Annotated in this window: 22 protein-coding genes; 15 read left to right on the top strand and 7 right to left on the bottom strand. The window is 42.1% G+C overall.

Annotated features, from left to right (window positions below; genetic code table 11):
* The first annotated feature begins 131 nt into the window (after positions 1-131).
* Positions 132-1,652: a DUF3078 domain-containing protein gene (locus tag BY457_RS08535; protein ID WP_181256435.1), complete on the top strand. Its 1,521-nt coding sequence runs from the start codon at positions 132-134 to the stop codon at positions 1,650-1,652.
* A 430-nt stretch (positions 1,653-2,082) separates the two neighbouring features.
* Here BY457_RS08535 and BY457_RS08530 read toward each other — a convergent pair whose 3' ends face one another.
* Complete coding sequence (locus BY457_RS08530) at positions 2,083-3,702, bottom strand: DEAD/DEAH box helicase (protein WP_258176672.1); 1,620 nt, start codon at positions 3,700-3,702, stop codon at positions 2,083-2,085.
* An 837-nt stretch (positions 3,703-4,539) separates the two neighbouring features.
* Here BY457_RS08530 and BY457_RS08525 point away from each other — a divergent pair.
* The 4 genes from BY457_RS08525 to xylE all read left to right on the top strand — a co-directional run bounded on the left by BY457_RS08525 (position 4,540) and on the right by xylE (position 9,981).
* Entirely contained in the window at positions 4,540-5,553 is a 1,014-nt protein-coding gene (locus tag BY457_RS08525) for a GntR family transcriptional regulator (protein WP_106152901.1), read from the top strand.
* 68 nt (positions 5,554-5,621) lie between these two features.
* On the top strand, positions 5,622-7,106 hold the full coding sequence (locus tag BY457_RS08520) for a xylulokinase (protein WP_106152900.1): 1,485 nt from the start codon (positions 5,622-5,624) through the stop codon (positions 7,104-7,106).
* 6 nt (positions 7,107-7,112) lie between these two features.
* Positions 7,113-8,438 (top strand): xylose isomerase, encoded by a 1,326-nt coding sequence (gene xylA, locus BY457_RS08515; RefSeq protein WP_106152899.1) that lies wholly within the window; start codon positions 7,113-7,115, stop codon positions 8,436-8,438.
* A 157-nt stretch (positions 8,439-8,595) separates the two neighbouring features.
* Positions 8,596-9,981, top strand: a complete 1,386-nt coding sequence (xylE, locus tag BY457_RS08510; protein WP_106152898.1) for a D-xylose transporter XylE — start codon at positions 8,596-8,598, stop codon at positions 9,979-9,981.
* A 50-nt stretch (positions 9,982-10,031) separates the two neighbouring features.
* On the opposite strand, the gene BY457_RS08505 is transcribed toward xylE, so the two are convergent.
* A complete protein-coding gene (locus tag BY457_RS08505; protein WP_106152897.1) occupies positions 10,032-10,436 on the bottom strand; it encodes a DUF134 domain-containing protein in 405 nt (134 codons plus the stop codon).
* A gap of 117 nt (positions 10,437-10,553) precedes the next feature.
* On the opposite strand from BY457_RS08505, the gene BY457_RS08500 reads away from it, so the two are divergent.
* The 6 genes from BY457_RS08500 (at position 10,554) to BY457_RS08475 (ending at position 14,364) form a co-directional block, all read left to right on the top strand.
* Positions 10,554-10,964: an acyl-CoA thioesterase gene (locus tag BY457_RS08500; RefSeq protein WP_106152896.1), complete on the top strand. Its 411-nt coding sequence runs from the start codon at positions 10,554-10,556 to the stop codon at positions 10,962-10,964.
* A gap of 76 nt (positions 10,965-11,040) precedes the next feature.
* A complete protein-coding gene (locus BY457_RS08495; RefSeq protein WP_106152895.1) occupies positions 11,041-11,232 on the top strand; it encodes a DUF5320 domain-containing protein in 192 nt (63 codons plus the stop codon).
* A 165-nt stretch (positions 11,233-11,397) separates the two neighbouring features.
* Positions 11,398-11,736 carry a NifB/NifX family molybdenum-iron cluster-binding protein gene (locus BY457_RS08490; RefSeq protein WP_106152894.1) on the top strand — a complete coding sequence of 113 codons (339 nt, stop codon included), beginning with the start codon at positions 11,398-11,400 and terminating at the stop codon, positions 11,734-11,736.
* A 9-nt stretch (positions 11,737-11,745) separates the two neighbouring features.
* The gene (locus BY457_RS08485) at positions 11,746-12,594 is read left to right on the top strand and encodes a damage-control phosphatase ARMT1 family protein (RefSeq protein WP_106152893.1); all 849 of its coding nucleotides are present in this window, start codon (positions 11,746-11,748) and stop codon (positions 12,592-12,594) included.
* A gap of 118 nt (positions 12,595-12,712) precedes the next feature.
* Entirely contained in the window at positions 12,713-13,918 is a 1,206-nt protein-coding gene (mnmA, locus tag BY457_RS08480) for a tRNA 2-thiouridine(34) synthase MnmA (RefSeq protein ID WP_106152892.1), read from the top strand.
* Between the two features lie 17 nt (positions 13,919-13,935).
* A complete protein-coding gene (locus BY457_RS08475) occupies positions 13,936-14,364 on the top strand; it encodes a hypothetical protein (RefSeq protein ID WP_106152918.1) in 429 nt (142 codons plus the stop codon).
* Positions 14,365-14,624: 260 nt separating this feature from the next.
* Here BY457_RS08475 and BY457_RS08470 read toward each other — a convergent pair whose 3' ends face one another.
* Entirely contained in the window at positions 14,625-15,059 is a 435-nt protein-coding gene (locus BY457_RS08470; RefSeq protein ID WP_106152891.1) for an OsmC family protein, read from the bottom strand.
* 286 nt (positions 15,060-15,345) lie between these two features.
* On the opposite strand from BY457_RS08470, the gene BY457_RS08465 reads away from it, so the two are divergent.
* The 4 genes from BY457_RS08465 (at position 15,346) to tilS (ending at position 19,476) form a co-directional block, all read left to right on the top strand.
* Positions 15,346-15,840: a metallophosphoesterase family protein gene (locus tag BY457_RS08465; protein WP_106152890.1), complete on the top strand. Its 495-nt coding sequence runs from the start codon at positions 15,346-15,348 to the stop codon at positions 15,838-15,840.
* Positions 15,841-16,044: 204 nt separating this feature from the next.
* Positions 16,045-16,677: a peroxiredoxin gene (locus BY457_RS08460; RefSeq protein ID WP_106152889.1), complete on the top strand. Its 633-nt coding sequence runs from the start codon at positions 16,045-16,047 to the stop codon at positions 16,675-16,677.
* 167 nt (positions 16,678-16,844) lie between these two features.
* Positions 16,845-18,173, top strand: coding sequence for a chorismate-binding protein (locus tag BY457_RS08455; RefSeq protein ID WP_106152888.1), 1,329 nt, complete (start codon positions 16,845-16,847; stop codon positions 18,171-18,173).
* On the top strand, positions 18,154-19,476 hold the full coding sequence (gene tilS / locus BY457_RS08450; protein ID WP_106152887.1) for a tRNA lysidine(34) synthetase TilS: 1,323 nt from the start codon (positions 18,154-18,156) through the stop codon (positions 19,474-19,476). The genes BY457_RS08455 and tilS overlap by 20 nt, the downstream gene beginning before the upstream one ends.
* Here the strand turns inward: tilS and mnmA (BY457_RS08445) are convergent.
* From mnmA (BY457_RS08445) to BY457_RS08430, 4 genes are read right to left on the bottom strand one after another with little or no spacing between them, the layout of a single operon-like run.
* Positions 19,466-20,530: a tRNA 2-thiouridine(34) synthase MnmA gene (gene mnmA, locus BY457_RS08445; protein ID WP_106152886.1), complete on the bottom strand. Its 1,065-nt coding sequence runs from the start codon at positions 20,528-20,530 to the stop codon at positions 19,466-19,468. The two genes, tilS and mnmA (BY457_RS08445), sit on opposite strands and share 11 nt — an antisense overlap.
* A gap of 7 nt (positions 20,531-20,537) precedes the next feature.
* Entirely contained in the window at positions 20,538-21,314 is a 777-nt protein-coding gene (locus tag BY457_RS08440; protein WP_106152885.1) for a prephenate dehydrogenase/arogenate dehydrogenase family protein, read from the bottom strand.
* A gap of 15 nt (positions 21,315-21,329) precedes the next feature.
* Positions 21,330-22,424, bottom strand: coding sequence for a bifunctional 3-deoxy-7-phosphoheptulonate synthase/chorismate mutase type II (locus BY457_RS08435; protein WP_106152884.1), 1,095 nt, complete (start codon positions 22,422-22,424; stop codon positions 21,330-21,332).
* Positions 22,425-22,426: 2 nt separating this feature from the next.
* On the bottom strand, positions 22,427-23,590 hold the full coding sequence (locus BY457_RS08430) for a pyridoxal phosphate-dependent aminotransferase (protein WP_106152883.1): 1,164 nt from the start codon (positions 23,588-23,590) through the stop codon (positions 22,427-22,429).
* Between the last annotated feature and the right edge of the window lies 1 nt (position 23,591).

The raw sequence follows: 23,591 nt of genomic DNA, 5'->3' as shown, positions 1-23,591 counted from the left end.
TCAGAAAAACAAAAGTGGTGACCCAAATGTAAAAATACAAAGTGTATCATGCTGTCAAACAGCTTTTTATGGATGCATGTTTGCAAGTTGGGTTAAAAACCATTATTTTTACAGCCAGAATTTTGAACAGCATGTTAAAACGGGTTTTATTTCTTCTTTTTATTTTTGTCGGTTTTACTTCCGGTAGTTTCAGTCAGGTTCTTTCCGTGGATTCGGTGGAGGTGGATCTGGTAATTCCGGATCATCAGAAATCCCGGATTATGATTAATCCTGATTCTTTAGAGGATCAGGACAATGGTGCAATTTTACAACGCCTGATGAAATTGGATTCCTTGTATTCAGAAAAAAGATGGTTTTCGAAAGGGAGAATTAAAATCAAAACCCAAAATTACTGGAATCATTTTATCCGGAATCAGGTTTTGCGCCAGTGGGATCGCAATAGATTATTTTCAAAAGTTTTTTTTAGAGGATTTCATAATCCATGGAATTTGTCACCTCATTGGGAAAAACCTTCCATGTACAATCCCTATGCCATGAGTTTAAAGTACAAGGGGAGAGAGAATGACCTTTTTGTTTATGATACCTCAGTGCAATTAAAGCCTTCTGTTCAGGAATATCAGAACTTTCTCAGACATCCGGCAAGGGTTGATACGTTGATGAAAGGATTTGAACGTTCACTAGCTGACGAACTTACAATCAAAGCTTTATACAACCGGCCTGATTTTGCTGATGAATTGTGGAGTGAGATACCTGATCCGCCAAGATTTTATTATGGAGAAGGGTACATCAGTCACCGCTCGGCCAATGAAAGCATCAGTAGTTTATTGCAATGGGATACACCGGAAACCAATCGAAAACTTGAGAAGAAAAAGGCCATTCAGCGAACCTGGGTGTATGGAGGAACAGAGAATATTCAGGTTTCTCAGGCATTTCAGGAAAATTGGGTGAAGGGTGGTGAGAATTCTGTTGCGTTATTGAGCGACCTGCGGTTGCAGGCCAGGTATAAAAAAAACAATGTGGAATGGGAAAGTTACATCATTCACAAGTTGGGCATATTAAATACTGAAGAAAAAAAATCCAGGTTCAACGACGATTTGATAGAGCTGAACTCTAAATATGGTTTGAGTGCCGGTAAAAAGTGGTTTTATAGTGGACTGCTTAACTTTAAAACCCAGTTTTTTAATGGCTATGAAAGCAGCGATACCGAAAAGGAAAATCCGGTCTCTGGTTTTATGGCTCCCGGTTATCTGACAATGGCTCTTGGTATGGATTATAAGGAAAAGAATTTTACCCTTATGATTTTGCCCTTTACCTCCAAAATGACGATTGTAACCGATACGGTAAAGTTCGATCAGACCAGGTATAAAATTCCGGAGGATAAGAAGATTGATAATATGGGAGGAGCTTCCATTGTGAATAGTTTTAGCCGTAAGATTGCAAAAGATTTTAACCTCCGGTCCAAGATGGATTTTTTCTACGAATATATGAGGGATGATAACCAGATTCAGGCTGAATGGGAGCTCATCCTGGATATGCAGATCAATGTCTTTTTGAGTACCCGTATTGCCACATATCTGCGATATTACAGCAACGAATCGGAGTATGTTCAATTCAGGGAAAACCTCAGTATATCATTTAATTACAAATTCTGAATATTAGGTCCGGTTACCTTTAACTTTGTTTAACTTGGAAGGTTTGCTTGTGAGATTTTTTTCCGCTTATATTTGCACCCTGAAAAACAAAGGGGTTTTTCATAGGTTTAGGTAAGGTTAGGTTAATTAGGTTAAGTAAAGAAAGAGCAGGAATTTTTTCCTGCTCTTTTGATCTTTTTTCCGGTTTGTTTGTTTACTTATTACAAGAGAACAAATAAACAGACCTTGTATTTAACATCTTTTCTATTGACATAGGAACAAGCTTTGTTTATATTTAATTAAGTTTTCTCATAGTTTAGGGTTAGGTTTGGTTAATTGAGGGCCGTTTACATAACATTTGTGGACGGCCCTCTTTTTTATGTGTCACTCAAAAAAAAACCGTGATATCTTGAGAATACCACGGTTCTTAATCAGGTTGATGAATTGAGTTTTAACGAAATGTCTGCACCGAAAGGTTATTTCCTTTGTAACGTGCTTTTCGGAAAGCTTTGATTAATTCTTTCTCGTAATTTCCGTCTGCTTCAAATACTGTATGTTTGTTTTGAATGTCGATTTTTCCGATCCGGATTTTATACTCCGGGGTATGTCTGTTGATGATGTTGATCAGCAAATCGGGACGCAGGTTATTCTTTTCACCAAGGTTAATGGAGAATCTGGAGAGACGGTTGCCTTTTCTTCCTGCACCGGCTTTCTTAGGCCCACGACCTTTTCTTTGTGATGAACTTGTGGTTGAATTGAGATCGGTTGAATTTTTGTATTCCTGATAAATACGGCCAAATTCTTTGGACATAAATTTATTCAGCAATTCTTCCTTGCTGAGGTGCCCCAGCTTTTCGTTGATTATCTCTTCAAACTCAGCTACCGGGAATTTTTGTTCATCACACTCAGCCACATTGTCCAGGTAGGTGGATAATCTGCGCTTGAACACTTCTTTACCCTGCGGAACCATTTCTTTGGTAAAGTTTGTTTTGACCTGCCGCTCCAACATCTTTATTTTTCGTTGCTCTCCCGGAGTGATTATGGCCATTGATATACCTGATTTTCCCGCTCTTCCGGTTCTGCCGCTTCGGTGAACATAATTTTCCGGATCATCCGGAAGATGGTAGTGGATGACGTGTGTCAACTCTGTGACATCCAGGCCTCTGGCGGCGACATCCGTAGCTACGAGAATCTGCAGGTGTTTTTTGCGAAACCGTCCCATTACCAGGTCTCTTTGGCCCTGTGACAGGTCTCCGTGCAGTGAATCAGCATTGTAGCCGTCTGCAATCAGTTTGTCAGCAATGTCTTTTGTTTCCTGACGGGTGCGACAAAAAACAATGCTGTATATGTCGGAATGCATATCAGCAAATCGACGCAGTGCTGGATAGAGGGTGGGAGGAGAGGTGACCATATATTTGTGGTCGATGTTCTCCGCTGTTTTGTTTTGACTGGTTACGCTGATTTTATGAGGAGTGTTCATATATCTTCCGGTCAAAGAAGCGATATCAGGTGGCATGGTTGCTGAGAAGAGCAGTGTTTGCTTCATAGCAGGTGTTTGAGCAAGAATGGCATCCATCTCATCTTTAAATCCCATTTTCAGCATTTCATCGGCCTCGTCCAAAATCAGAAAGCGAACAGAAGATAAATCCAGTTTCTCTCTGTTGATGAGGTCGTTTACCCGTCCGGGAGTACCTACAACCATATGACAGCCCTTTTTGAGTGCTCCGAGCTGGCGATATATTGGTTCTCCTCCGTAAACCGGCACTACTGTAATATCGATATTGTTGCTGAATTTGTGCAGGTCACTGGTTATCTGCAGGCACAATTCTCTGGTAGGACAAAGAACGATGCTTTGTATCTCTTTCTTGTTGATCTCGATTTTGTTGAGAACAGGTAGTCCGAAAGCTGCGGTTTTTCCCGTTCCTGTTTGTGCCAGAGCAATCAGATCGTTGGTGGAGTCTAAAATGTAAGGAATGGTCTCTGCCTGAATGGGGGTTGGTGTTTCAAATCCCATCTCATCCAGAGATTTTAAAATTTCGGGCTTTAACCCTGTTTCTTTAAATGTAATCATAAATGATAAATTAGAAATCACCTTTTTGGTGATATACATTTTGTAAGATGGACCCAAATACTTGTCTTGCTGGAAAATGACATAATAAAATTCCATAATGTCCGAAAGGGTGTTCATCAGACATATTCCGATACGACAGATAAAGCCTGACGGTACCTTTAAAATCCCAAAATGTTTCTTTGATAGAATTTGCGGAAATGCTTACAACCAAAAAAGAAACGTGTTCCCAGTAATGAGTTTCACGCTTTCACAACCGCCCATCTTTTTTGGTTGAATTAACGTGAAGTAAAAAGCCGGACGATTGGATGTTCTATCGTTTTGTCCGGGAGGCCGGGCAATTGTAACTTCAATATCTGACCCTTTCAGGATCCAGTTGATTGAATAAACAACTTGAGCGACCTGTTTCAGAAGTTTCTTTGTTTACTTGAATTTCTTCCAAAACCGATGCAAATGTAGTCTCTTTATTTGTTTTATTGCCCTTGGAGTCTTTTTATTAATGATATTTAACCAAACCTGTCAAATAAAGTCTTCCATAAACTAAGCGTTTTTCCCATGCTTGAACTAGAAAGGTCAAATTCAAAGCGTGTTAAAAATCTAAACTGCAGAATTCTAATGTATTTGTGGATTTAGGTTTTGAGCAACAACGCAGAAGTTGGACTTTATGGACAGACACTAAATAAAGCTTATGTCAACTCAAGAAAAAAAATATGTGAGCTAATTATTTTTAGACCAGTATTTTAGTGATTGATGTCCCGGTGTGTGGAATTTTTTTATTGAACATTTTATGGTCGTAATTATAAATAAACTATATTTGCACTGTCCACATACCAGAACAGAATGGCTGAAAATAACAAAATAAATGACTTTAAGTTCCTGATTGATAGCACTTCGGATGTCCCGAAATTTCGTCAATTGGTAGAGTCCGTAAACAATGCAATTTCGGAAAAAAAGCTTAGTATTGGTGACCATTTGCCATCGGTAAATCAGGTTTGTAAAGAATACACGCTGTCCAGAGATACCGTTTTTAAGGCTTATTCTTTATTAAAAGAGCAGGGAGTTATCGAAAGTGTCCCGAATAAAGGTTACTTTATAGCAAAAGAGATCCGGAGGGTGTTTTTGTTTCTCGATACTTTTAAGGCTTATAAGGAAGTATTGTATGATTCCTTTTTTAAAAATTTGCCCAAGAATGTTATTGCGGATGTTCATTTTCACCATTATAAACCGGATGTTTTCAAAAAGCAGATTGAGGAAAGCATCGGGAAGTATGCCAAATATGTGGTAATGCCATTTGATGACCCATCGATGCAGGATATTCTTGGAGTCATTCCCCAGGATAAACTTTTGCTTATTGACTGGAATCTTTATTCTACTCCGGAAAGCAATATTCTTTATCAGGATTTTGGACGACCACTGTTTGAAGAGTTTGAAAAGGCCCTTCATCTGATCAAAAAATACGATCACTTTGAGTTTGTGTATCCTGAATATACCAACCACCCCTACGAATCAGTCAATTATTTTATTAAGTTTTGTAAAAAGCATCATGTCAAATATGATGTCTTAAAAAACAGTGATTTATTTGATATTAAGAAAGGTGTTGCTTATATTAGTGTAAGTGACCGGATTCTTGGTCGTTTTTTGGAACAAACGCGGGAGAAAAATCTGGAACCTGGACAGGATGTAGGATTTGTTTCATACAATGAAACCCCGATGAAAAAGTTCATCTACAAAGGAATAACAGTCTTGTCCACCGACTTTGCAGAAATGGGAAGAAGAGCTGCCGAATTTGTTGCCAATGATGAACCAATGCGACTCTGCATACCTACAACTTTACGTATCCGGGAATCTTTGTAACAATGAAAAATAACAAATAGAGTTTGAAGAATTTATATTAATATCTAACCAGAACAGAACAGAGTAAAATGAAGTACACACTTGGTTTTGACATAGGGAGTTCATCAGTTAAAGTAAGTCTGCTGGATATAGAAAAAGGTACCAGTGCCGCCTCGGCGTTTTATCCAAAAACTGAGATGGCCATTTCGGTTCCGCAGGCTGAATGGGCTGAACAGGCACCCGAAGATTGGTGGGAAAATATTAAAAATGCGCTTAAAGAAGTTTTGGACACCGCAAATATTGAGGTGTCTGATATTAAAGCCATTGGTATTACCTACCAGATGCATGGGCTGGTTGCCCTGGATAAAGATGGAAACGTAGTTCGGCCATCCATTATCTGGTGTGACAGCAGGGCTGTTGATTATGGTCGTGAGGCATTTAAGACGCTGGGTGAGGAATGGTCTTTGAATCATTTGCTCAATTCTCCCGGTAATTTTACTGCTGCGAAATTGAAGTGGGTTAAGGAAAATGAGCCTGAAGTTTATCAAAAGATTGATAAGATTATGCTTCCGGGTGATTATATTGCCTATCGGCTCACCGGAAAGAAAACAACTACGCTCTCAGGGTTGTCTGAAGGAATATTTGTGGATTTTCAGTCAGACTCCATCTCCAAAGAGTTGCTCCAATATTTTGGATTTGATGAAGGGCTCTTACCCGAACAGGTTGGGACTTTTGCCCCTCAGGGAGAGTTGACCTCCACAGTGGCTTCTGAACTGGGGCTTCCTGCTGGTATTCCAGTGGCATACAGAGCTGGAGATCAACCAAACAATGCTTTCTCGTTGAACGTGCTTGAGCCTGGTGAGGTTGCTGCCACTGCGGGAACTTCAGGTGTGGTTTACGGAGTGAGTGACCGGTTGGCTCCCGACCCCAAATCGAGAGTGAATACATTTGCTCATGTGAATCATACTGCAGATCAGCGTCGTCTGGGAATTTTGCTTTGTATCAACGGAACCGGTATTCTCAATGCATGGTTGCGTCAGAACACCGCAAAAGAACTGGATTATCCTCAAATTAATGAGGTGGCAATGCAGGCACCGGTTGGAGCTGAAGGATTGCGGTTTTTCCCTTTCGGAAATGGTGCCGAACGGGTTTTGGAAGATGTGAACCCCGGAGCTGTTCTTAAAGGACTTAATTTCAATATTCATAAACAGGCACACCTGTTGAGAGCCGGACAGGAAGGAATTGCATTTTCTTTCAGGTATGGAATGGATATTATGGGCGATATGGGAGTAGATACAAAAGTTATTCGAGCCGGAAAGGCCAATATGTTCCTGAGCCCTCTTTTCCGTCAGACACTTGCCAACCTGGCCAATGCAACCATTGAGTTGTATGACACTGATGGCTCATTGGGAGCTGCCCGTGGTGCTGCTGTAGGTGCCGGAATCTGGAAGAGTCCCAAAGAAGCTTTCGATAATCTTACACGCCTCGAGGTTATTAAGCCTGATGCCGACAGAGATAAAGTGAATGAACATTACGAAGACTGGAAACAACAATTAAATAAACTTTTAAAATAGAGAACAATGGATGTATTAATTGGAAAACAAGAGTACTTTCCCGGGATAGGGAAAATTAAATTTGAAGGTAAAGATTCAAAGAATCCTTTGGCTTTCAAATGGTACAACGAAGAAGAGGTTGTTGCCGGAAAAACCATGAAAGAGCATTTTCGTTTTGCCCTTTCATACTGGCATGCAATGACCGGTGATGGTGGTGACCCGTTTGGTGGCGGTACAACCAAGTTTCCCTGGGATGCTTCTTCTGATGTAGAAGAGCGTAACAAAAACCGTATGGATGCTGCTTTTGAGTTTATGACCAAGCTGGGAATGCCTTTCTGGTGCTTCCACGATATTGATGTTGTTGAAGATGGCGCTGTTGGCGACATTGAGAAGCGTCTGCAAACAATGATTGAATATGCCAAAGAAAAGCAAAAGGCTTCTGGTATCAAATTGCTTTGGGGAACTGCCAATGTATTCAGCAACCCCCGCTATATGAATGGTGCCGGAACCAACCCTGATTTCAATGTGTTGGCTCATGCCGGAACTCAGATTAAGAATGCCATTGATGCAACTGTTGCTCTTGGTGGTGAAAACTATGTTTTCTGGGGTGGTCGTGAAGGTTATATGTCTTTGCTCAATACCGACACCAAACGTGAGAAAGAACATCTTGCTCAGTTGCTCACAATGGCCCGTGACTATGGTCGCAAAAATGGCTTCAACGGAACTTTCCTGATTGAGCCTAAGCCAATGGAGCCTACCAAGCACCAGTACGATTTTGACTCAGAAACTGTGATTGGCTTCCTGCGTCAGTATGGTTTGGACAAAGATTTTAAACTGAACATCGAAGTGAACCACGCTACCCTGGCTCAGCATACCTTCCAGCACGAGTTGCAGATGGCTGCCAATGCCGGATTACTCGGAAGTATCGATGCCAACCGTGGTGATTATCAGAATGGTTGGGATACCGACCAGTTCCCCATTAATATTTATGAGACCATCGAAGCTATGCTCGTAATTCTTGAGTCTGGTGGTTTTACAACAGGTGGTGTGAATTTCGATGCCAAATTGCGTCGTAACTCTACCGATCGTGACGATCTCTTTATTGCTCACATTGCTGCCATGGACGTATTTGCCCGTGCTTTGAAGTCGGCTGACAAACTTCTTACCGACTCAGATTACAAAAAAATGCGTGCAACCCGTTATGCTTCATTTGACAACGGAAAAGGTGCTGAATTTGAGAATGGCAAACTGACTCTCGAGGATCTGCGTAAAATCGCTCTGGAGGCAGGTGAACCTGCCATGACCAGCGGTAAGCAGGAGCTTTATGAGCAGTTGATCAACCTGTATATCTAAATCATGCCGTAGATTTTTCTCTAAATAAGGAAGCGACGCTGTGACTCACGGTTGTCGCTTCTTTTTTGCTGGGAGATTAATTGTTAATATTGTTTAGTTAATTAAAATTATTGTAGTTTCGTAGTGTATTTTATAAACTAAGTATAAAAGTATATTCATGGAAGGACAAAATAAGTTTTATGTTATTGCCATCACTCTTGTTGCCACCCTGGGTGGACTTCTTTTTGGCTATGACACGGCTGTAATTTCAGGAGCAGAGAAATCTGTACAGGCATTCCTGATAGACAGTCAGGGATTGAGCACGTTGGTTCATGGAATCACTACCTCCAGTGCTTTAATTGGATGTATAATTGGAGGTCTGATCTCCGGTATTCTTGCCTCTAATTTCGGGCGAAAACGTTCCTTGCAATTTGCTGCCATTTTGTTTTTTATCTCTGCGCTGGGATCTGCTTATCCTGAGTTTCTGTTTTTTGAGGCCGGAGAGGCCAGTATCGGTTTATTGGTAATGTTTAATTTCTACCGGGTAATCGGAGGAATCGGAGTGGGACTTGCCTCTGCCGTGAGCCCGATGTATATTGGTGAAGTTGCTCCTGCCAAAATTCGGGGTACATTGGTATCTCTGAACCAGTTTGCCATTATTTTCGGAATGCTTGTGGTTTATTTTGTGAACTGGGGTATTGCGCACGGTCAGACATTAGAGTGGATAAATGAGGTTGGTTGGAGAAGAATGTTCTTATCTGAAACTGTTCCTGCGGGTCTGTTTGGTTTATTGCTCTTCCTGGTTCCTGAAACACCCCGCTATTTGGCGTTGAACCATCAGGATGAGAAAGCTTACAGTATTTTGAGCCGTATTAACGGTAAGGAAATTGCCCGGTCAATAATGCAGGACATCAAAAGCAGTGTGGAACACCACTCCGGGAAATTATTCTCCTTCGGTAAAACTGTAATTGTTGTAGGTATTCTACTCTCTATTTTTCAGCAGTTTGTGGGTATCAATGTGGCGCTGTATTATGCACCACGTATTTTTGAAAGTATGGGGGCTGCCAAGGATGCTTCCATGATGCAGACTGTAATTATGGGTCTTGTAAATGTTGTATTCACAGTTGTTGCAATATTTACCGTTGACAAATGGGGAAGGAAACCTTTGCTGATTGTTGGATCTTCAGGTATGGCCATCGGTATGTTTGCCATTGCCGGCCTGGCTTATTTTGATGTTATCGGCATCAGCACACTTGTATTTATGATCGTTTATACTGCGTCCTTTATGATGTCATGGGGACCCATTACCTGGGTGCTGATCTCCGAAATATTTCCCAACAGGATACGGGGTAAAGCTGTTGCTATCGCTGTGGCAGCTCAGTGGTCTGCCAACTACCTGATTTCATCTACTTATCCGGCCATGATGGAGTTCAGTGGGGCAATGACCTATAGTGTATATGGTATCATGAGTATTCTTTCTTTAATCTTTGTGTGGAAATATGTTCCTGAAACAAAAGGAAGGACCCTGGAAGATATGGAAGCCATTTGGGAGAAAGAAAAATAAAGAATCATAGTAAAACAAAAAAAACCGGCTTAAAACACCGGTTTTTTTGTTTATTCAGGTTGATGAATGTTTTTCATTTTATCCGAATGGCAATGGGGACAGTTCTGTACCGGATCGGGGGCGGTGGTTAATTTGGAACACTTACCGCAACGGACCCAATAGTTTTCGGAAATGTAGGTTCCACCTTCAATCAACAACGCTTTTCCTTCTACCAAAGCTTTGGCTACGGTTTGCCTTGCTTTTTTGTATATGCGCGTAAATGTAGGCCTTGACACATCCATTCTTGCTGCAGCTTCTTCCTGATTCAGGTCTTCGTGGTCAATCAGTCTGATGGCTTCATATTCTTCAAAAAGCAAAATAACCTTTTCCATGTTTCTCATCCGCACTCCATAGGGCTTAAAACCATCCATGGGCGGGGGAGACTGAATCTTTCTTTGGCGTCGTTGATTTGGCATTTACTGAAATTTTATTTTGCAAATATAGGTAAATTCATCGAATCCTATTGTTGCGGTAGTGAACGATTGTTCGGAGACTCGAATTTTATAACTATTTTTGCAGCAAAATTAAGCGTTATGTCACATCAGGAATTTTTTCGGGAAGCTGAAACAAGGCAGTGTAAAATGGTTTTTCCCGGAACCTTAAATGCCAATGAAACTCTTTTTGGCGGAGAGTTGATGAAATGGATGGACGAGGTAGCATTTATTTGTGCCACACGTGCTACGCGTCAGAAAATGTTTACCGCCAAGGTTGAAAATGTGGAATTTATTTGTCCTGTTCAGGAAAATTCTATTGCTGAAGTGGTGGCAAATGTCAAAAATGCAGGAAGTGTCAGACTTGAAGTTGAGGTGAAAATATTTAGTGAGTCTCTGTACAGCACCGAAAAAGATCTGGCAGCAAAAGCTCTCTTTATTATGACCGCATTGAATGAAAAAAATAAAGTTACCAGGTTGGCTATTCCTGAGTTGTTACATACCTGCGAATAAAAGTTCAAAAAAATTTGCTTTTTAAGTGAACATTTGTTCACTTTGTAGTATCGAATTTTTATTAAAACTATGTTTTATGCCACGAGGAGATAAAACCGGACCAATGGGACAAGGATCCCGTACCGGTAGAGGCAAAGGCCTTTGTAGCGGAAATGACAATCCCGGATATACCAATGATGAAAACAGGCGTGGTGCGGGGCGTCGTTCCGGAATGGGGAATAGTGGTCGCGGCCGCGGAAGAGGAATGAGCGGACGCGGTAACTTTTAAAGGTTTTTTTCAGTGCAAGTGTGTCTGTTGTTAAATTATTGAAGAAATTTATTAATTGGCACACAATCTTTATGATTGATTTCAACCGGCCGGTTTTCCGATTGTTTTATAGCGTTTTGTTTGAAACCGGCCGGTTGTTTTTTGTTAATTATCTAAATGTAAAATATGGAGCAGAGAGTTGCAGTTCCCGTTGTTAACGGTCTATTGAGTGCCCACTTTGGGCATTGTGAGTTTTTTTTCATCGCCGATGTGGTAAACGGTGAAGTTCGGCAAACCAAAGAGGTTGTTCCGCCTCCTCATGAGCCGGGTGTGATTCCGCGTTGGCTCAGTGAAGAAGGAGTGAATGTTGTTCTGGTAGGCGGGATTGGTCAAAAGGCTGTTGATTTGTTTAATCAATTCGGGGTTAAACCCGTCATTGGTGTACCTGCAAAAGTTCCAAAAGAATTGGTTGATGAGTTTCTGGCAGATAAGTTGGTGGCCGGTGTTAATCAATGTAGTCATTAATAACTGTGTATGATTGATGTAAATTGCGTGCCTTGTTTGCGCAAGCAGGCTACTCGTTTATTTGAAAAGTATAAAATTGCTAAAGACAGACAGATTGTTTTAAAGGGTGTTTTTGAGGATTTCCTGCAAAACGATGGAGTTAACCAACCTTCGCCGTTGAGCGCTCAGTTCTTGAATAAGCTTGTTCGTGAGGAGACCGGGATAAAGGATCTTTATTTTGAAGAAAAAGAATTTTATAACAATGTACTTTTGGAGCGGTATGAGCAATTGAAGAATGGTGTTTTGAGTAGCGATAACCCGCTTAAAACGGCATTAAGATACGCACTTGCAGGTAATATTATTGATTTTGGCCCTCCGCATGAGTTCGATTTGGATTCAACATTTTCAGAGGCACTGGATAAAAAAATAGGAATAGATCACTCCGATGAATTGTTTCGGGATTTGGAAGCAGCCCGGACTGTCCTTTATTTGGGCGATAACGCCGGTGAAATAGTGACAGACAAGCTTTTTATTGAAACCCTTAATCATCCGAATGTTGTTTTTGCGGTGCGGGGAAATCCGGTTTTGAATGATGTAACAACCTATGAGGCTGAAGCAGTAGGGATGCATGAGTTTGCAACAGTTGTGGATAATGGGTTTGACGCCCCATCTACTTTGACTGACTATTGTTCAGAGGAATTCATGGAGATTTTCAATAAGGCAGATGTCATTATTTCCAAGGGACAAGGGAATTTTGAGGGACTCTATGGACAGGTGGACCATAAAAAGCTGTATTTCCTTTTTATGGTAAAATGTGATGAGATTGCAAAGGCAACCGGACGTTTAAAAAATGAGGCGGTGGTCTTAAAAAATGAATAGTTTTTTTGTTTGTTGACAATTGGTTGGAACGGGATTCTTCGTCTGGAGAATCCCGTTTTTTTGTTTTTGCTGTTAATCGGAACAAAACCATTAAATTTGCAGTCCAAAACAAAGATGAATGACAAATCAAAAGAAACGTGTAGTTGTTGGCCTTTCGGGAGGTGTTGATTCCAGTGTTGCAGCTCGTGTGTTGCAGGAGCAGGGGTACGAGGTGATTGGTCTTTTTATGAAAAACTGGCACGATACCACGGGGGTGTTGGAGTCCGATTGTCCCTGGCTCGATGATAAATTTGATGCCGAGGCAGTTGCCCGTAAACTGAATATTCCTTTTCACTTTGTGGATTTGAGTACGGAGTATCGGGCCAGAGTGGTGGATTACATGTTCTCAGAATACGAAAAAGGACGTACCCCAAATCCCGATGTGCTATGTAACAGGGAGATTAAGTTTGATGTTTTTATGGATAAGGCCTTCGAATTGGGGGCTGATTATGTGGCAACGGGACATTATTGCAGAAAGGAGACCATACAAACCGAAAATGGGGAGGTTTACCGGTTGTTGGCCGGAGCCGACGGGAATAAGGATCAGAGTTATTTCCTCTGTCAGTTGAGTCAGAAACAGTTGGCCAAAGCTTTATTTCCTATTGGAGAGATGGTAAAGCCCGAAGTTCGTAAGGTTGCCGGTGAACTGAAACTGGTTACTGCTCATAAAAAGGATTCACAGGGTATTTGTTTTGTGGGAAAAGTTGATTTACCGGTTTTTCTTCAGCAAAAGCTGGAAGCAAAAAAAGGCAGGGTCTTTTTGATTCCGCCCGATAGTGAGTTGTTTCAGAGAGATTGGAGCAAAGCCGAACCGGAAGCTGACACTGCTGCTTTGGAGGAATTGTCTGCATCTTATTCGTTTCATCCCCGATATGGCCAAAGAATCGGCGAACACAATGGTGCTCATTTTTATACCATTGGCCAGCGTAAAGGTTTGGATATAGGCGGTTTCGCTGAGCCCTTGTTTGTGATTGGCATCGACGTGGAATTCAATCAGGTATTTGTGGGAATGGGGAAAGAACATCCCGGTCTTTTTCGGCGAGTATTGAAGATAAATAATGCGGAGGTACATTGGGTTCGTCCCGACCTGGCATTGAAAGATAACGAATCACGCAGGCTGAAGGTGCGTATTCGCTATCGTCAGCCACTGCAGGATGGCGTGTTGATAAAAAGGGGAGAAGGAATGTTTATCGTTTTTGATGAGCCTCAGCGTGGGATTACTGCCGGTCAGTTTGCTGCCTGGTACGAAAATGATGAATTGACAGGATCGGGGGTGATTTCATGAAAAATTATGATCCACAAATGCATACGGCCGAACACATACTGAATAAGACAATGGTTCGGTTATTTGGAATTGAAAGAGCTTTCAGCAGCCATCTTGAGCGGAAAAAATCCAAATGCGATTACAGATTTAACCGGGCGTTGTCCGTCGGGGAAGAGAAATCAATTGAGGATTTGGTAAATGAACAATTGATGCGTCACCTCCCGGTTGAAGAGCATTGGCTCTCAAAGGAAAATGCAGAAAAGAGATACAATTTGACACGGTTGCCTGAAGATGCTGAGGATGAGATACGGATTGTGACCATTGGAGATTATGATGCATGCCCATGTATTGGGGCTCATGTGCAGAATACTGCAGAAGTGGGAGAATTTGTTCTTGGGTCGAGCTCTTTTGAAAATGGTGTTCTGAGAATCAGGTTTAAATTAAACAGACCTGCAGTCAACAAGTAGGGAAAAAACTGATATTGTCAGGTGTGGTCGTTGGCCTATTTTGAGTCCGTCTATAAAGTCGGGAAAACATTTTACAAGTACTGTGTCTGTTCATAAGGTTTCGTTTACAAGGCTTGCCATTCACGGAAATGCGGAGTTTACCTGAGTAAATGAGTAGTTTCCGTGAATGGTATAACGCAGTAAACGGGATTTTATGGACAGACACTATTTTGTTTTAAAAGCACACGGTAATATATTCGGTTACCGTGTGCCTTGGTTCTTTATACAACTTCCACTTTAATAGGAGTGGTGTTGGCCAGGTTGTCATTCACCGGACAACGTGATTCAACTTCATCAATCCATTTTTTCAATTGTTCCGGGGTTGCTGTACAGTCAGGTTTTACCTGAAGACGGATCTCCTGGTACCCGGCTCTTGCATCTGTAGGTTTTCCAAAGAGTTTGTCCGGATCCAGATCACCTTCAAGAGTAATTTCCAGACCATTTAGCTCAATGCCCTGCTCTTTGGCGATGATGTGGCCCATTACATTGATACATCCTGCATAACCTGCCAGAATATACTCCACGGGATTGGGGCCCGCATTGGTTCCTCCGAGGTTTTCCGGTTCGTCAATAACGATTTCAAAATTTCGTGCTTTTGCTACGAATTTTGTGGGATTATCATTTTTTCCGGTAATGGAGAATTTTGCTTTTGCCATAACTATTTTTTTATTGGTTCGTAATTTTTGTTTTAATTAGGTAGTAAATTACCTGAAATCAAATTAAAGAATTTTTTCTTAATTGGCCTAACGTATATAGAAAAAAATATTTAGTGCACCTTCTCTCATTAATTGGACGCGTCGCGACCAATAATGAGAGGGACGCGCATGAGGAATACCTCAAAACCCGGAGTGTTGCCCGGGCTGTTGCTCTCAGGCTTTCAGCCTGTTTACATTGTACTTGTTTTATGTATAAGGTAGGTTAGATAAATTATATACTGATTGAATGATAAAAATAGGTTTGATATCAGATACCCATGGTTACCTCGATCCGCGGTTCTTTGAATTGTTCAGCGAAGTGGATGAGGTGTGGCATGCCGGAGATATAGGGGATGAGAATGTGCTCACAGATCTGGAAGCTTTCAAAACATGCCGGGCCGTTTATGGCAATATTGATGACTGGAATATTCGCATCAGAACCAGCGAGCATCAGCGTTTCGAAGTTAATGGCCTGAAGGTATGGATGACTCATATTGGTGGATATCCTGGGAAATATGCTCCCGGAGTTAAAGCAGATATTTACAAAAATCCTCCCAACTTGTTTATCTCAGGCCACAGTCATATTTTGAAAGTCATGTTTGATAAAAATCTCAACTGTTTGCATATCAATCCCGGAGCTGCCGGCAAATCCGGGTTCCACCAGGTTCGAACGGCGATTCGATTTGCCATAAATAACGGAGAAATTAAAGATTTGGAAGTAATTGAGTTGGGTAAGAGGTAGTGCAATCAATAATCCAGATTGAATAATGCTTTCACACTTAATTGTTCAATTTTACGATTATTAAGTTATAAATTTTGTCAATATGGTATCGGTAATTAATAAGGTAAAAAAGTACCGAAATAGTTTGAGGTAAAGTTCTCTTTTGTAAATTTGCTGATAGAAACAAATCAGAATTTTAATTAGAAACGTATAAAAACTTAAACTATGTCTGTATTAGTAGGAAAAAAAGCACCGGAATTTACAGCTCCTGCTGTGGTTAACGGTGGAGAAATTGTAGAGAACTTCTCATTGAAGCAATACGAAGGAAAAAAATATGTTGTGTTTTTCTTCTATCCCGCTGACTTTACATTTGTTTGCCCGACTGAAATTGTGGCCATGCAGGAGAAGCTTGCCGAGTTCGAAAAAAGAGATGTAGCAGTAGTTGGTGCATCTACCGATCAGCAGTTCAGTCACTGGAAGTGGTTGCAAACAGAGAAAAACGATGGTGGAATTAAAGGCGTTAAGTTTCCATTGGTTGCAGATAGCGCTATGACCATTTCAGAAAATTATGATGTATTGGCGGGTGAATGGGATTATGATGAAACAGGAAAGGCTGTTTTCAATGGTAATCCTCAAGCATACCGTGGATTATTCCTGATCGATAAAGAGGGCGTGGTGCGTCACCAGGTGGTGAATGATATGCCATTGGGACGTAGCGTTGATGAAGTATTGAGAATGGTTGATGCTTTGCAGTTCTTTGAAGAAAACGGAGAAGTTTGCCCTGCCAACTGGCACAAGGGTGACGAAGCTCTTCAGGCAACCCAGGAGGGTATTGCCAACTATTTAGGCAAAAACTAATAACCATTTGATTTTTCGGATACCATAGCTTTTTGAGAGGCTGCCCTTCGGGGTGGTCTCTTTTTTTTATCCCAATCTTCGAGCCACCGAACGCATTGTTTTACGAATGACTTCACAACCCGGCTGATAATTTGTGAATGAGACCCGTTACGCTTAAATTTGCAAGCATGCGTAAATGGTTTTCTTTTTTCCCGGGAGAGTATTCCCGGAAGTTTGAACAGCGACTCTACCAACTGGTAAATGAATATAAACATGCTGCGGTGTTGACGGATAAATATCCGTTTTACAACGGACAGGCATACCTCTACCATGAATTTGATTTTCTTGCCGGATTTGATGCTTTATGCGTGTTTGATGGGGCCCTCGGACATTTGGCAGAATCTGCTGCATCACTAAATGATTGGTTGCTTGGATATTTCTCTTATGATTTGAAAAATGACCTGGAACCGGATCTTTTGTCCGAAAACAACGATCCCATTGGCTTCGAGAGGTTTCGATTCTTTCAGCCTCGTTTTATGGTCCGGAAGAGTAATGAAAACTGGCAACTTGGTTTTCAGACCGATCATGATGAAATGAAGGATGCTGAGCGCTTTCTTGATGTTTTGCGCCAAATTGAAATCCCTGACGAGGAGCTTCCTGATGTACGTTTTGAATCCAATGTTTCACGAAACGAATATCTGGAAACTGTTGATAAGTTAAAGGAACACATTCATAGAGGGGATATATATGAAATCAACTATTGTATCGATTTTTTTGCCAAAAAAAACAAGCTTAATCCCGGAAAGGTATTTTCTGAGTTGGTTCATGTTGCTCCAATGCCTTTTGCTGTTTTGCTGCGGGATAATGATTCCTTCCTGATGGGGGCATCTCCTGAACGATATCTTAGAAAACGGGGAGCCCGATTAATCTCACAACCGATGAAAGGGACTGCCCGAAGGAGCTCTGACAATCAGGATGATTACAGTGTGATGAAAAGTTTGGCAGACTCAGACAAAGAGAGGGCGGAGAATATTATGATTGCCGATCTGGTGAGAAATGATCTCTCCCGGGTGGCTGCTCGTGGCACCGTAAAAGTTGAGGAGCTTTGCTCTGTTTTACCTTATCCCGGTGTCTATCAGATGATTTCTACTGTTTCTGCTCAGATGCATTCTGATGCCAACTGGCTGGATCCTGTAAAGCATAGCTTTCCCATGGGATCGATGACCGGAGCACCCAAAATAAGGGCAATGCAGCTTATTGACAGGTATGAAAAGAGAAGTAGGAGTCTTTATTCCGGGGCTGTGGGGTATGTTACTCCTGAATTGGATTATGATTTTAATGTGGTCATTCGCAGTTTGTTGTATAACCTTCGTTCCGGACATCTTTCTTATACTGTCGGAAGTGCCATAACGGGAATGTGTGATCCTGAGGAAGAATATGAGGAATGTCTGCTCAAAGCCGAGAGATTGCGGTCTCTTTTTACTAAAGATAATGTATATGATTCCTTCAGGGGTTAAAAGAATATTGGAAAAACATCAGGTAATGCCTGATCAGCGTATTTTGGTGGCTCTTAGTGGTGGCGCCGACTCCATGGCATTGCTCAATGCACTTCTAATGTTAGGATATAACTGTGAAGCCGCTCATTGTAATTTTCACCTCAGGGGTGACGAGTCTGATGAGGATGAACGTTTTGTGACGGATTATTGCCGTGAAAAACAGGTCCCGTTGCATATTAAACATTTCGATACGCAGGAGGAGTCCAGGCAAAAAGGAATCTCCATAGAAATGGCCGCCCGGGAACTTCGGTATCAATGGTTTTGGGAGCTGGTTGAGAAAATGGGATTTCATCGGCTTGCTACCGGGCATCATGGCGATGATATGATAGAAACTTTCTTTTTGAACCTTGCCAGAGGAACCGGTGTGCGTGGTTTGCGGGGAATGCGGGAATGCAATGAAGCTTTGCTTCGGCCGTTGCTTGCATTTCGCCGGGAAGAGATTGAAAAATGGTGTTTTCAGAATCAAATTCCCTTCAGAACAGATTCTTCCAACCTGGATACCGCCTATCAGCGCAATTTCATTCGGCATAATATCCTTCCGGAGATGGAGAAACTGAATCCCTCTTTTTTCTCCACGATGCAACGAAATTTCAAAAACATTGATGATGTCTGGCAGGTTTTCCTGAATCATATGGAGGAGCTGAAACACCAGTTGCTAGCCAGGGAGGGGGAGCATATGCTGATTCCCATCCGGTTGATCCGTGAGCATCCGCAAAGAGAGGTCGTCTTATTTGAGATTCTCAGACCATACGGATTTAACGGGGCTACCATTTCCGAAATTATAGAAAGCTTTGAAGGCATCCCGGGAAAACAATTTTTCTCACAAAATTATCGGCTGGTTCGCGACCGCTATAATCTCATACTATTGCCCCGCGACACAGAGGAAGCAGAAGTCTTCTATATTGAAAATGGACAGGGGGAGGTGCTTACCGGTTCTCTGAGCTTGAGGTTAAAGCAATATGAAGTAAATAAGGATTTTAAATTCTCCCGTGATCCGCAATGCATTCATCTTGATGCTGACTGCATCGATTTTCCGCTGAAAGTGCGGCGCTGGCATCAGGGTGATCTTTTTAGACCTTTGGGTATGGAGAAATTTAAAAAGCTGAGTGATTTTTTTGTGGATGAGAAGCTCTCCAGGGTAGAAAAGGAAAAGGTTTGGTTGCTCCTTTCGGGAGAGGATATTGCATGGGTTGTCGGATACAGAATTGATGACCGGTTTAAGGTAACTAAGACAACCAAAAATATTTTGGAGATCAGGATATAACCAGTCCGCCTCCGATTACTATATTTTTTTGGTAGAACACAATGCTTTGACCGGGTGTTATTCCCCATGCTTCTTCTTCAAAATCCACCAACAGCTTATCGGAATGCAAGGTTATGAATCCCGGTAACGAGGGAACCTTGTCAATTCCCCGAATTCGGATGTCCACCTGATATTTCCGGTTTTCTTCCAGATTCGGAATGAGGTTGAACTCGGTGAGCTTTAAGGTGGATGTGGAGAGGGTGGCCGTTTTTGATACAATAATCCGGTTGGTTTCAGGGCCCATCTCTTTTACAAAAAACTTTTTGTCCGGAAGTCCCAGTCCTTTTTTTTGACCGATGGTAAAAAATGCCAGGCCGCGGTGTGTCCCCAGTATATTTCCTTCCTCATCAACGATTTTTCCGGGATGTATGGTCAGTTCGTTGTTTGCTTGTTTTTGTGTAAGAAAATCTCTGTAATTGGTTCCTCCCAAAAAGCATACACCCATGCTCTCCTGCTTTCGGGCTGTCTCTTTTAATCCATAATCCAATGCCATTTGGCGAACTTCACTTTTTGTTAAATTGCCCAATGGGAAGATTGCCTTTTCAAGAATTTCCTGACTGAGATTCCAAAGAAAATAGGATTGATCCTTGGAAGGATCTGCTCCTTTTTTAATGTACCACTTTCCGTTATCTTTTACTTTTTGCACATAGTGGCCGGTGGCAACAAATCTGCAGTTTAATTCTTCGGCTTTTTTTATCAGCCAGGGCCATTTGATGACCGGGTTACAACGGTTACATGGATTGGGTGTACGGCCTGTTTGGTATTCCCTGCAAAAATAATCCACCACTTCTTCGTGAAAGGAACGGCTAATGTCCAAAATGCTGTGTTCAATATTCAGTTTTTTTGCCAGAGAAGCAGCTTTTTGAAGTTCCTGCTCGTATTTCCCGGGATGCAAATGCCAGGTTTTTAAGGTAAGGCCTATGACCTGATAACCCTGTTGTTTAAGTAAAAGGGCCGACATAGTACTGTCGAGCCCTCCACTCATGCCTAATAATATCCGGTTATTGACTTGCATTCAAATATTACTCTTCGATGTTTTGGCGTACCTTTTTCAGAAATCCCTGTAAGCCTTCTGTGTCTTTACTCTCAATCAAAGCCAGGAGTCCTTTCAGTTCCTGTCTGATTTTTTCCACCTGACCGGTGGTAAAGGGGTTCATCAGGATTTCCGTCAACAGATAATCATCCTCAGAAAGGAGACCTTTGGCTATGTCATGATGTTTGCGAAAGGTGGTTCCCGGAGCATCCTGTTTTTTCATACAGGCGGCAAACACCAGAGTTGAAGCAAATGGAACCGACAAAGAATATGCAATTGTCTGGTCATGTTCTTCAAAACTGTATTCATGGATGTTGAGTCCCAGTGAACCGAAAAAATCTTTGAAAAAAGTCTTTCCCATATGGTCCGATTCGCTGATGATAATCGCGTGATGTTGGCGCAATTCTTTCAGGTTTCCGAATGTGGGGCCAAACATAGGGTGGGTGGAGACATATCGCTTCCCGGTTTCTTTATAAAAATCTTCCAATCCGGTTTTCACAGAGGCGATATCTGATAAAATGCAACTTTCAGGTAAATAATCCATCACCGACTTAAAAGCCGGGATGGTATATTTCAGGTTGGCTGCATTAATCAATAGTTCCGGAGCAAATGCCGTGATTTCTTCAGGTTTTGTAAGTCGCTGGGTATTGAATACAAAGCGCAGACGCTCCATGTCGGGATCGTAAATGGCTACTTCGTGCTGCAGGCACAAAGCGTCGGTAAGCCAGGTTCCCATTTTTCCTGCGCCCAGAATACATATCTTCATTCCAAAAAGGTTTTCTTATTTCTTAGTGGTTGCCTTATTCATGATTTCATTCTGACGATGAATGGATTCCTCATGAATGGATTCAAAAATACGGGTAATAAACTCCTCGTCCAAACCGCGCTGTGATCCCCGGTCTCTTCGGTTGTTCATTATTTCGTCGTACCTGCGGGTCTGAAGAATGGTAATTTTGTTGTCGTATTTGTATTTTCCGATGGCTTCCGAAATATTCATCCTTTCTTTCAGCAAATCCAGTAACTGGTCATCCAGCAAGTCAATTTTTTTACGCAACTCATCCAGTGTTACACGAGGGGTATCACCAATTTTAGGACGTCTGAGAACAAGATTGTCAATGATTTCTTTTAGGCGTACCGGGGTGATTTGTTGCTTGGCATCACTCCATGCTTTGTCGGGACAAGTATGAGACTCGATGATCAGTCCGTCGAAGTTGAGGTCCATAGCCTCCTGGGATATCTCTTCGAGCAGTTCACGGTTTCCTGCAATGTGACTGGGATCGGTGATGATTGGCAGTTCTGGGATTCTACGTCGCAGTTCAATAGGAATTTGCCACTGTGGGTGGTTGCGAAATTCGGACTGATCATAGGAGCTGAATCCTCTGTGGATAGCTGCTATTTGGGTAATTCCTGCTCTGTTGATGCGCTCAATTGCACCAATCCACAACTCCAGGTCGGGGTTTACGGGGTTTTTTATCAGTACGGGAATATCCATTCCCTTGATGGCATCTGCAACCTCCTGAACAGCAAATGGGTTGGCCGAGGTGCGGGCACCAATCCATACCAGATCGATACCGAATTTTACGGCCTCATACACATGGTGGGCAGTGGCTACCTCAACACCGACAAACATTCCGGTCTCCTCTTTTACCCGCTTGAGCCAGGGTAATCCTACTGTTCCTACACCTTCGAAAGCACCGGGACGGGTTCGGGGTTTCCAGATGCCGGCACGGAATATTTTAACGCCTTGTGCGGCGAGTTCCTTTGCAGTGGTCATTACCTGCTCTTCTGTTTCTGCACTGCATGGGCCGGAAATGATGATTGGCCTTTTCAGTTCTAACCCCGGAAGGGTGATTGGTTGAATGTTCAAATTATGCATGGTTAATTGGTTATTATGTTTTCAATTCTGTTTATTGACTCTTGTAATTTTTCTTCGGATGTACACAGGGAGATGCGGATGTATTGTCTGCCGTTGTCCCCGAATATAAAGCCCGGCGTTATGAATACGTTGGCTTCGTAAAGGATTTTGTCTGATAATTCCTCGCTGGAGGAGTATTTTTCCGGAATTTTGGCCCAGATAAACATTCCCACCTGATCTTCCTGCCAGGTACATCCCAGAAGCTCCATGATTTTCAGAACCAGCTCCTTTCTTTTCTTATATACCGCATTTACTTCATTATACCATTTCTCTTCAAGCATTAGAGCCTTTGCTGCGGCTTCCTGCATAGGACGAAACATCCCTGAATCCATGTTGCTTTTGATGCGCAGGATGTATTTAATGAATTCAGGATTCGAGGCTGCCATGCCAACACGCCATCCGGCCATATTGTGTGATTTGCTCAACGAGTTCAACTCGATGGCCACTTCTTTTGCTCCCGCAATGGCAAGCAGGCTTTGGGGCTCTTCATTTAAAATGAAACTGTAAGGATTGTCGTTGCATATCAGGATGTCATTGCGCCTGGCAAATGCTATTAGTTTCTCGAAGAATCCTCTGCTTGCTTTTGCTCCGGTGGGCATATTGGGATAATTCACCCACATTATTTTCACCGAAGAGAGGTCCTCTTTTTCCAAAGCATCCAGGTCGGGTTGCCAGTTGTTCGCTTCCAATAAATCGTATGAACGCTCTTTGGCTCCTACTATTCGTGTAACTGCGGAGTAGGTAGGATAGCCGGGATTGGGAACCAATACTTCATCTCCGGGGTTCAGAAAGGCCATGGAGATGTGCATGATACCTTCTTTGGAGCCCATCAGAGGCAGTATTTCAGAGTCAGGATTCAGCGTTACGCCATAGAACTTTTTGTACCAATGTGAAAAAGACGCTCTCAATTCAGGAATTCCGATGTATCCCTGATAGCCGTGGGTGTCGGGTTGTAGAGCTGACTGGTTAAGGGTTTCCAAAACCTCGGGAGCCGGTGGTTGATCCGGATTACCAATGCCCAGATTAATGACGGGTTTGCCATCTTTAATCATTTCGGCAATTTCCTTCAGTTTAAGGGAGAAGTAATACTCTTTCACTTCGCTTACTCTTTGGGCTGGTGTTATCATA

Source organism: Marinilabilia salmonicolor (assembly GCF_003003035.1).
GTDB lineage: Bacteria > Bacteroidota > Bacteroidia > Bacteroidales > Marinilabiliaceae > Marinilabilia > Marinilabilia salmonicolor_A.
Note: the sequence above shows the minus strand (reverse complement) of the source record. Positions and strands in the feature narration are given on the sequence as shown.

Excerpts from the sequence above, each read along its gene's own strand:
- BY457_RS08535 (WP_181256435.1), top strand. The coding sequence starts at position 132 with ATGTTAAAACGGGTTTTATTTCTTCTTTTTATTTTTGTCGGTTTTACT.
- BY457_RS08530 (WP_258176672.1), bottom strand. The coding sequence starts at position 3,702 with ATGATTACATTTAAAGAAACAGGGTTAAAGCCCGAAATTTTAAAATCT.
- BY457_RS08525 (WP_106152901.1), top strand. The coding sequence starts at position 4,540 with ATGGCTGAAAATAACAAAATAAATGACTTTAAGTTCCTGATTGATAGC.
- BY457_RS08520 (WP_106152900.1), top strand. The coding sequence starts at position 5,622 with ATGAAGTACACACTTGGTTTTGACATAGGGAGTTCATCAGTTAAAGTA.
- xylA (WP_106152899.1), top strand. The coding sequence starts at position 7,113 with ATGGATGTATTAATTGGAAAACAAGAGTACTTTCCCGGGATAGGGAAA.
- xylE (WP_106152898.1), top strand. The coding sequence starts at position 8,596 with ATGGAAGGACAAAATAAGTTTTATGTTATTGCCATCACTCTTGTTGCC.
- BY457_RS08505 (WP_106152897.1), bottom strand. The coding sequence starts at position 10,436 with ATGCCAAATCAACGACGCCAAAGAAAGATTCAGTCTCCCCCGCCCATG.
- BY457_RS08500 (WP_106152896.1), top strand. The coding sequence starts at position 10,554 with ATGTCACATCAGGAATTTTTTCGGGAAGCTGAAACAAGGCAGTGTAAA.
- BY457_RS08495 (WP_106152895.1), top strand. The coding sequence starts at position 11,041 with ATGCCACGAGGAGATAAAACCGGACCAATGGGACAAGGATCCCGTACC.
- BY457_RS08490 (WP_106152894.1), top strand. The coding sequence starts at position 11,398 with ATGGAGCAGAGAGTTGCAGTTCCCGTTGTTAACGGTCTATTGAGTGCC.
- BY457_RS08485 (WP_106152893.1), top strand. The coding sequence starts at position 11,746 with ATGATTGATGTAAATTGCGTGCCTTGTTTGCGCAAGCAGGCTACTCGT.
- mnmA (WP_106152892.1), top strand. The coding sequence starts at position 12,713 with ATGACAAATCAAAAGAAACGTGTAGTTGTTGGCCTTTCGGGAGGTGTT.
- BY457_RS08475 (WP_106152918.1), top strand. The coding sequence starts at position 13,936 with ATGCATACGGCCGAACACATACTGAATAAGACAATGGTTCGGTTATTT.
- BY457_RS08470 (WP_106152891.1), bottom strand. The coding sequence starts at position 15,059 with ATGGCAAAAGCAAAATTCTCCATTACCGGAAAAAATGATAATCCCACA.
- BY457_RS08465 (WP_106152890.1), top strand. The coding sequence starts at position 15,346 with ATGATAAAAATAGGTTTGATATCAGATACCCATGGTTACCTCGATCCG.
- BY457_RS08460 (WP_106152889.1), top strand. The coding sequence starts at position 16,045 with ATGTCTGTATTAGTAGGAAAAAAAGCACCGGAATTTACAGCTCCTGCT.
- BY457_RS08455 (WP_106152888.1), top strand. The coding sequence starts at position 16,845 with ATGCGTAAATGGTTTTCTTTTTTCCCGGGAGAGTATTCCCGGAAGTTT.
- tilS (WP_106152887.1), top strand. The coding sequence starts at position 18,154 with ATGATTCCTTCAGGGGTTAAAAGAATATTGGAAAAACATCAGGTAATG.
- mnmA (WP_106152886.1), bottom strand. The coding sequence starts at position 20,530 with ATGCAAGTCAATAACCGGATATTATTAGGCATGAGTGGAGGGCTCGAC.
- BY457_RS08440 (WP_106152885.1), bottom strand. The coding sequence starts at position 21,314 with ATGAAGATATGTATTCTGGGCGCAGGAAAAATGGGAACCTGGCTTACC.
- BY457_RS08435 (WP_106152884.1), bottom strand. The coding sequence starts at position 22,424 with ATGCATAATTTGAACATTCAACCAATCACCCTTCCGGGGTTAGAACTG.
- BY457_RS08430 (WP_106152883.1), bottom strand. The coding sequence starts at position 23,590 with ATGATAACACCAGCCCAAAGAGTAAGCGAAGTGAAAGAGTATTACTTC.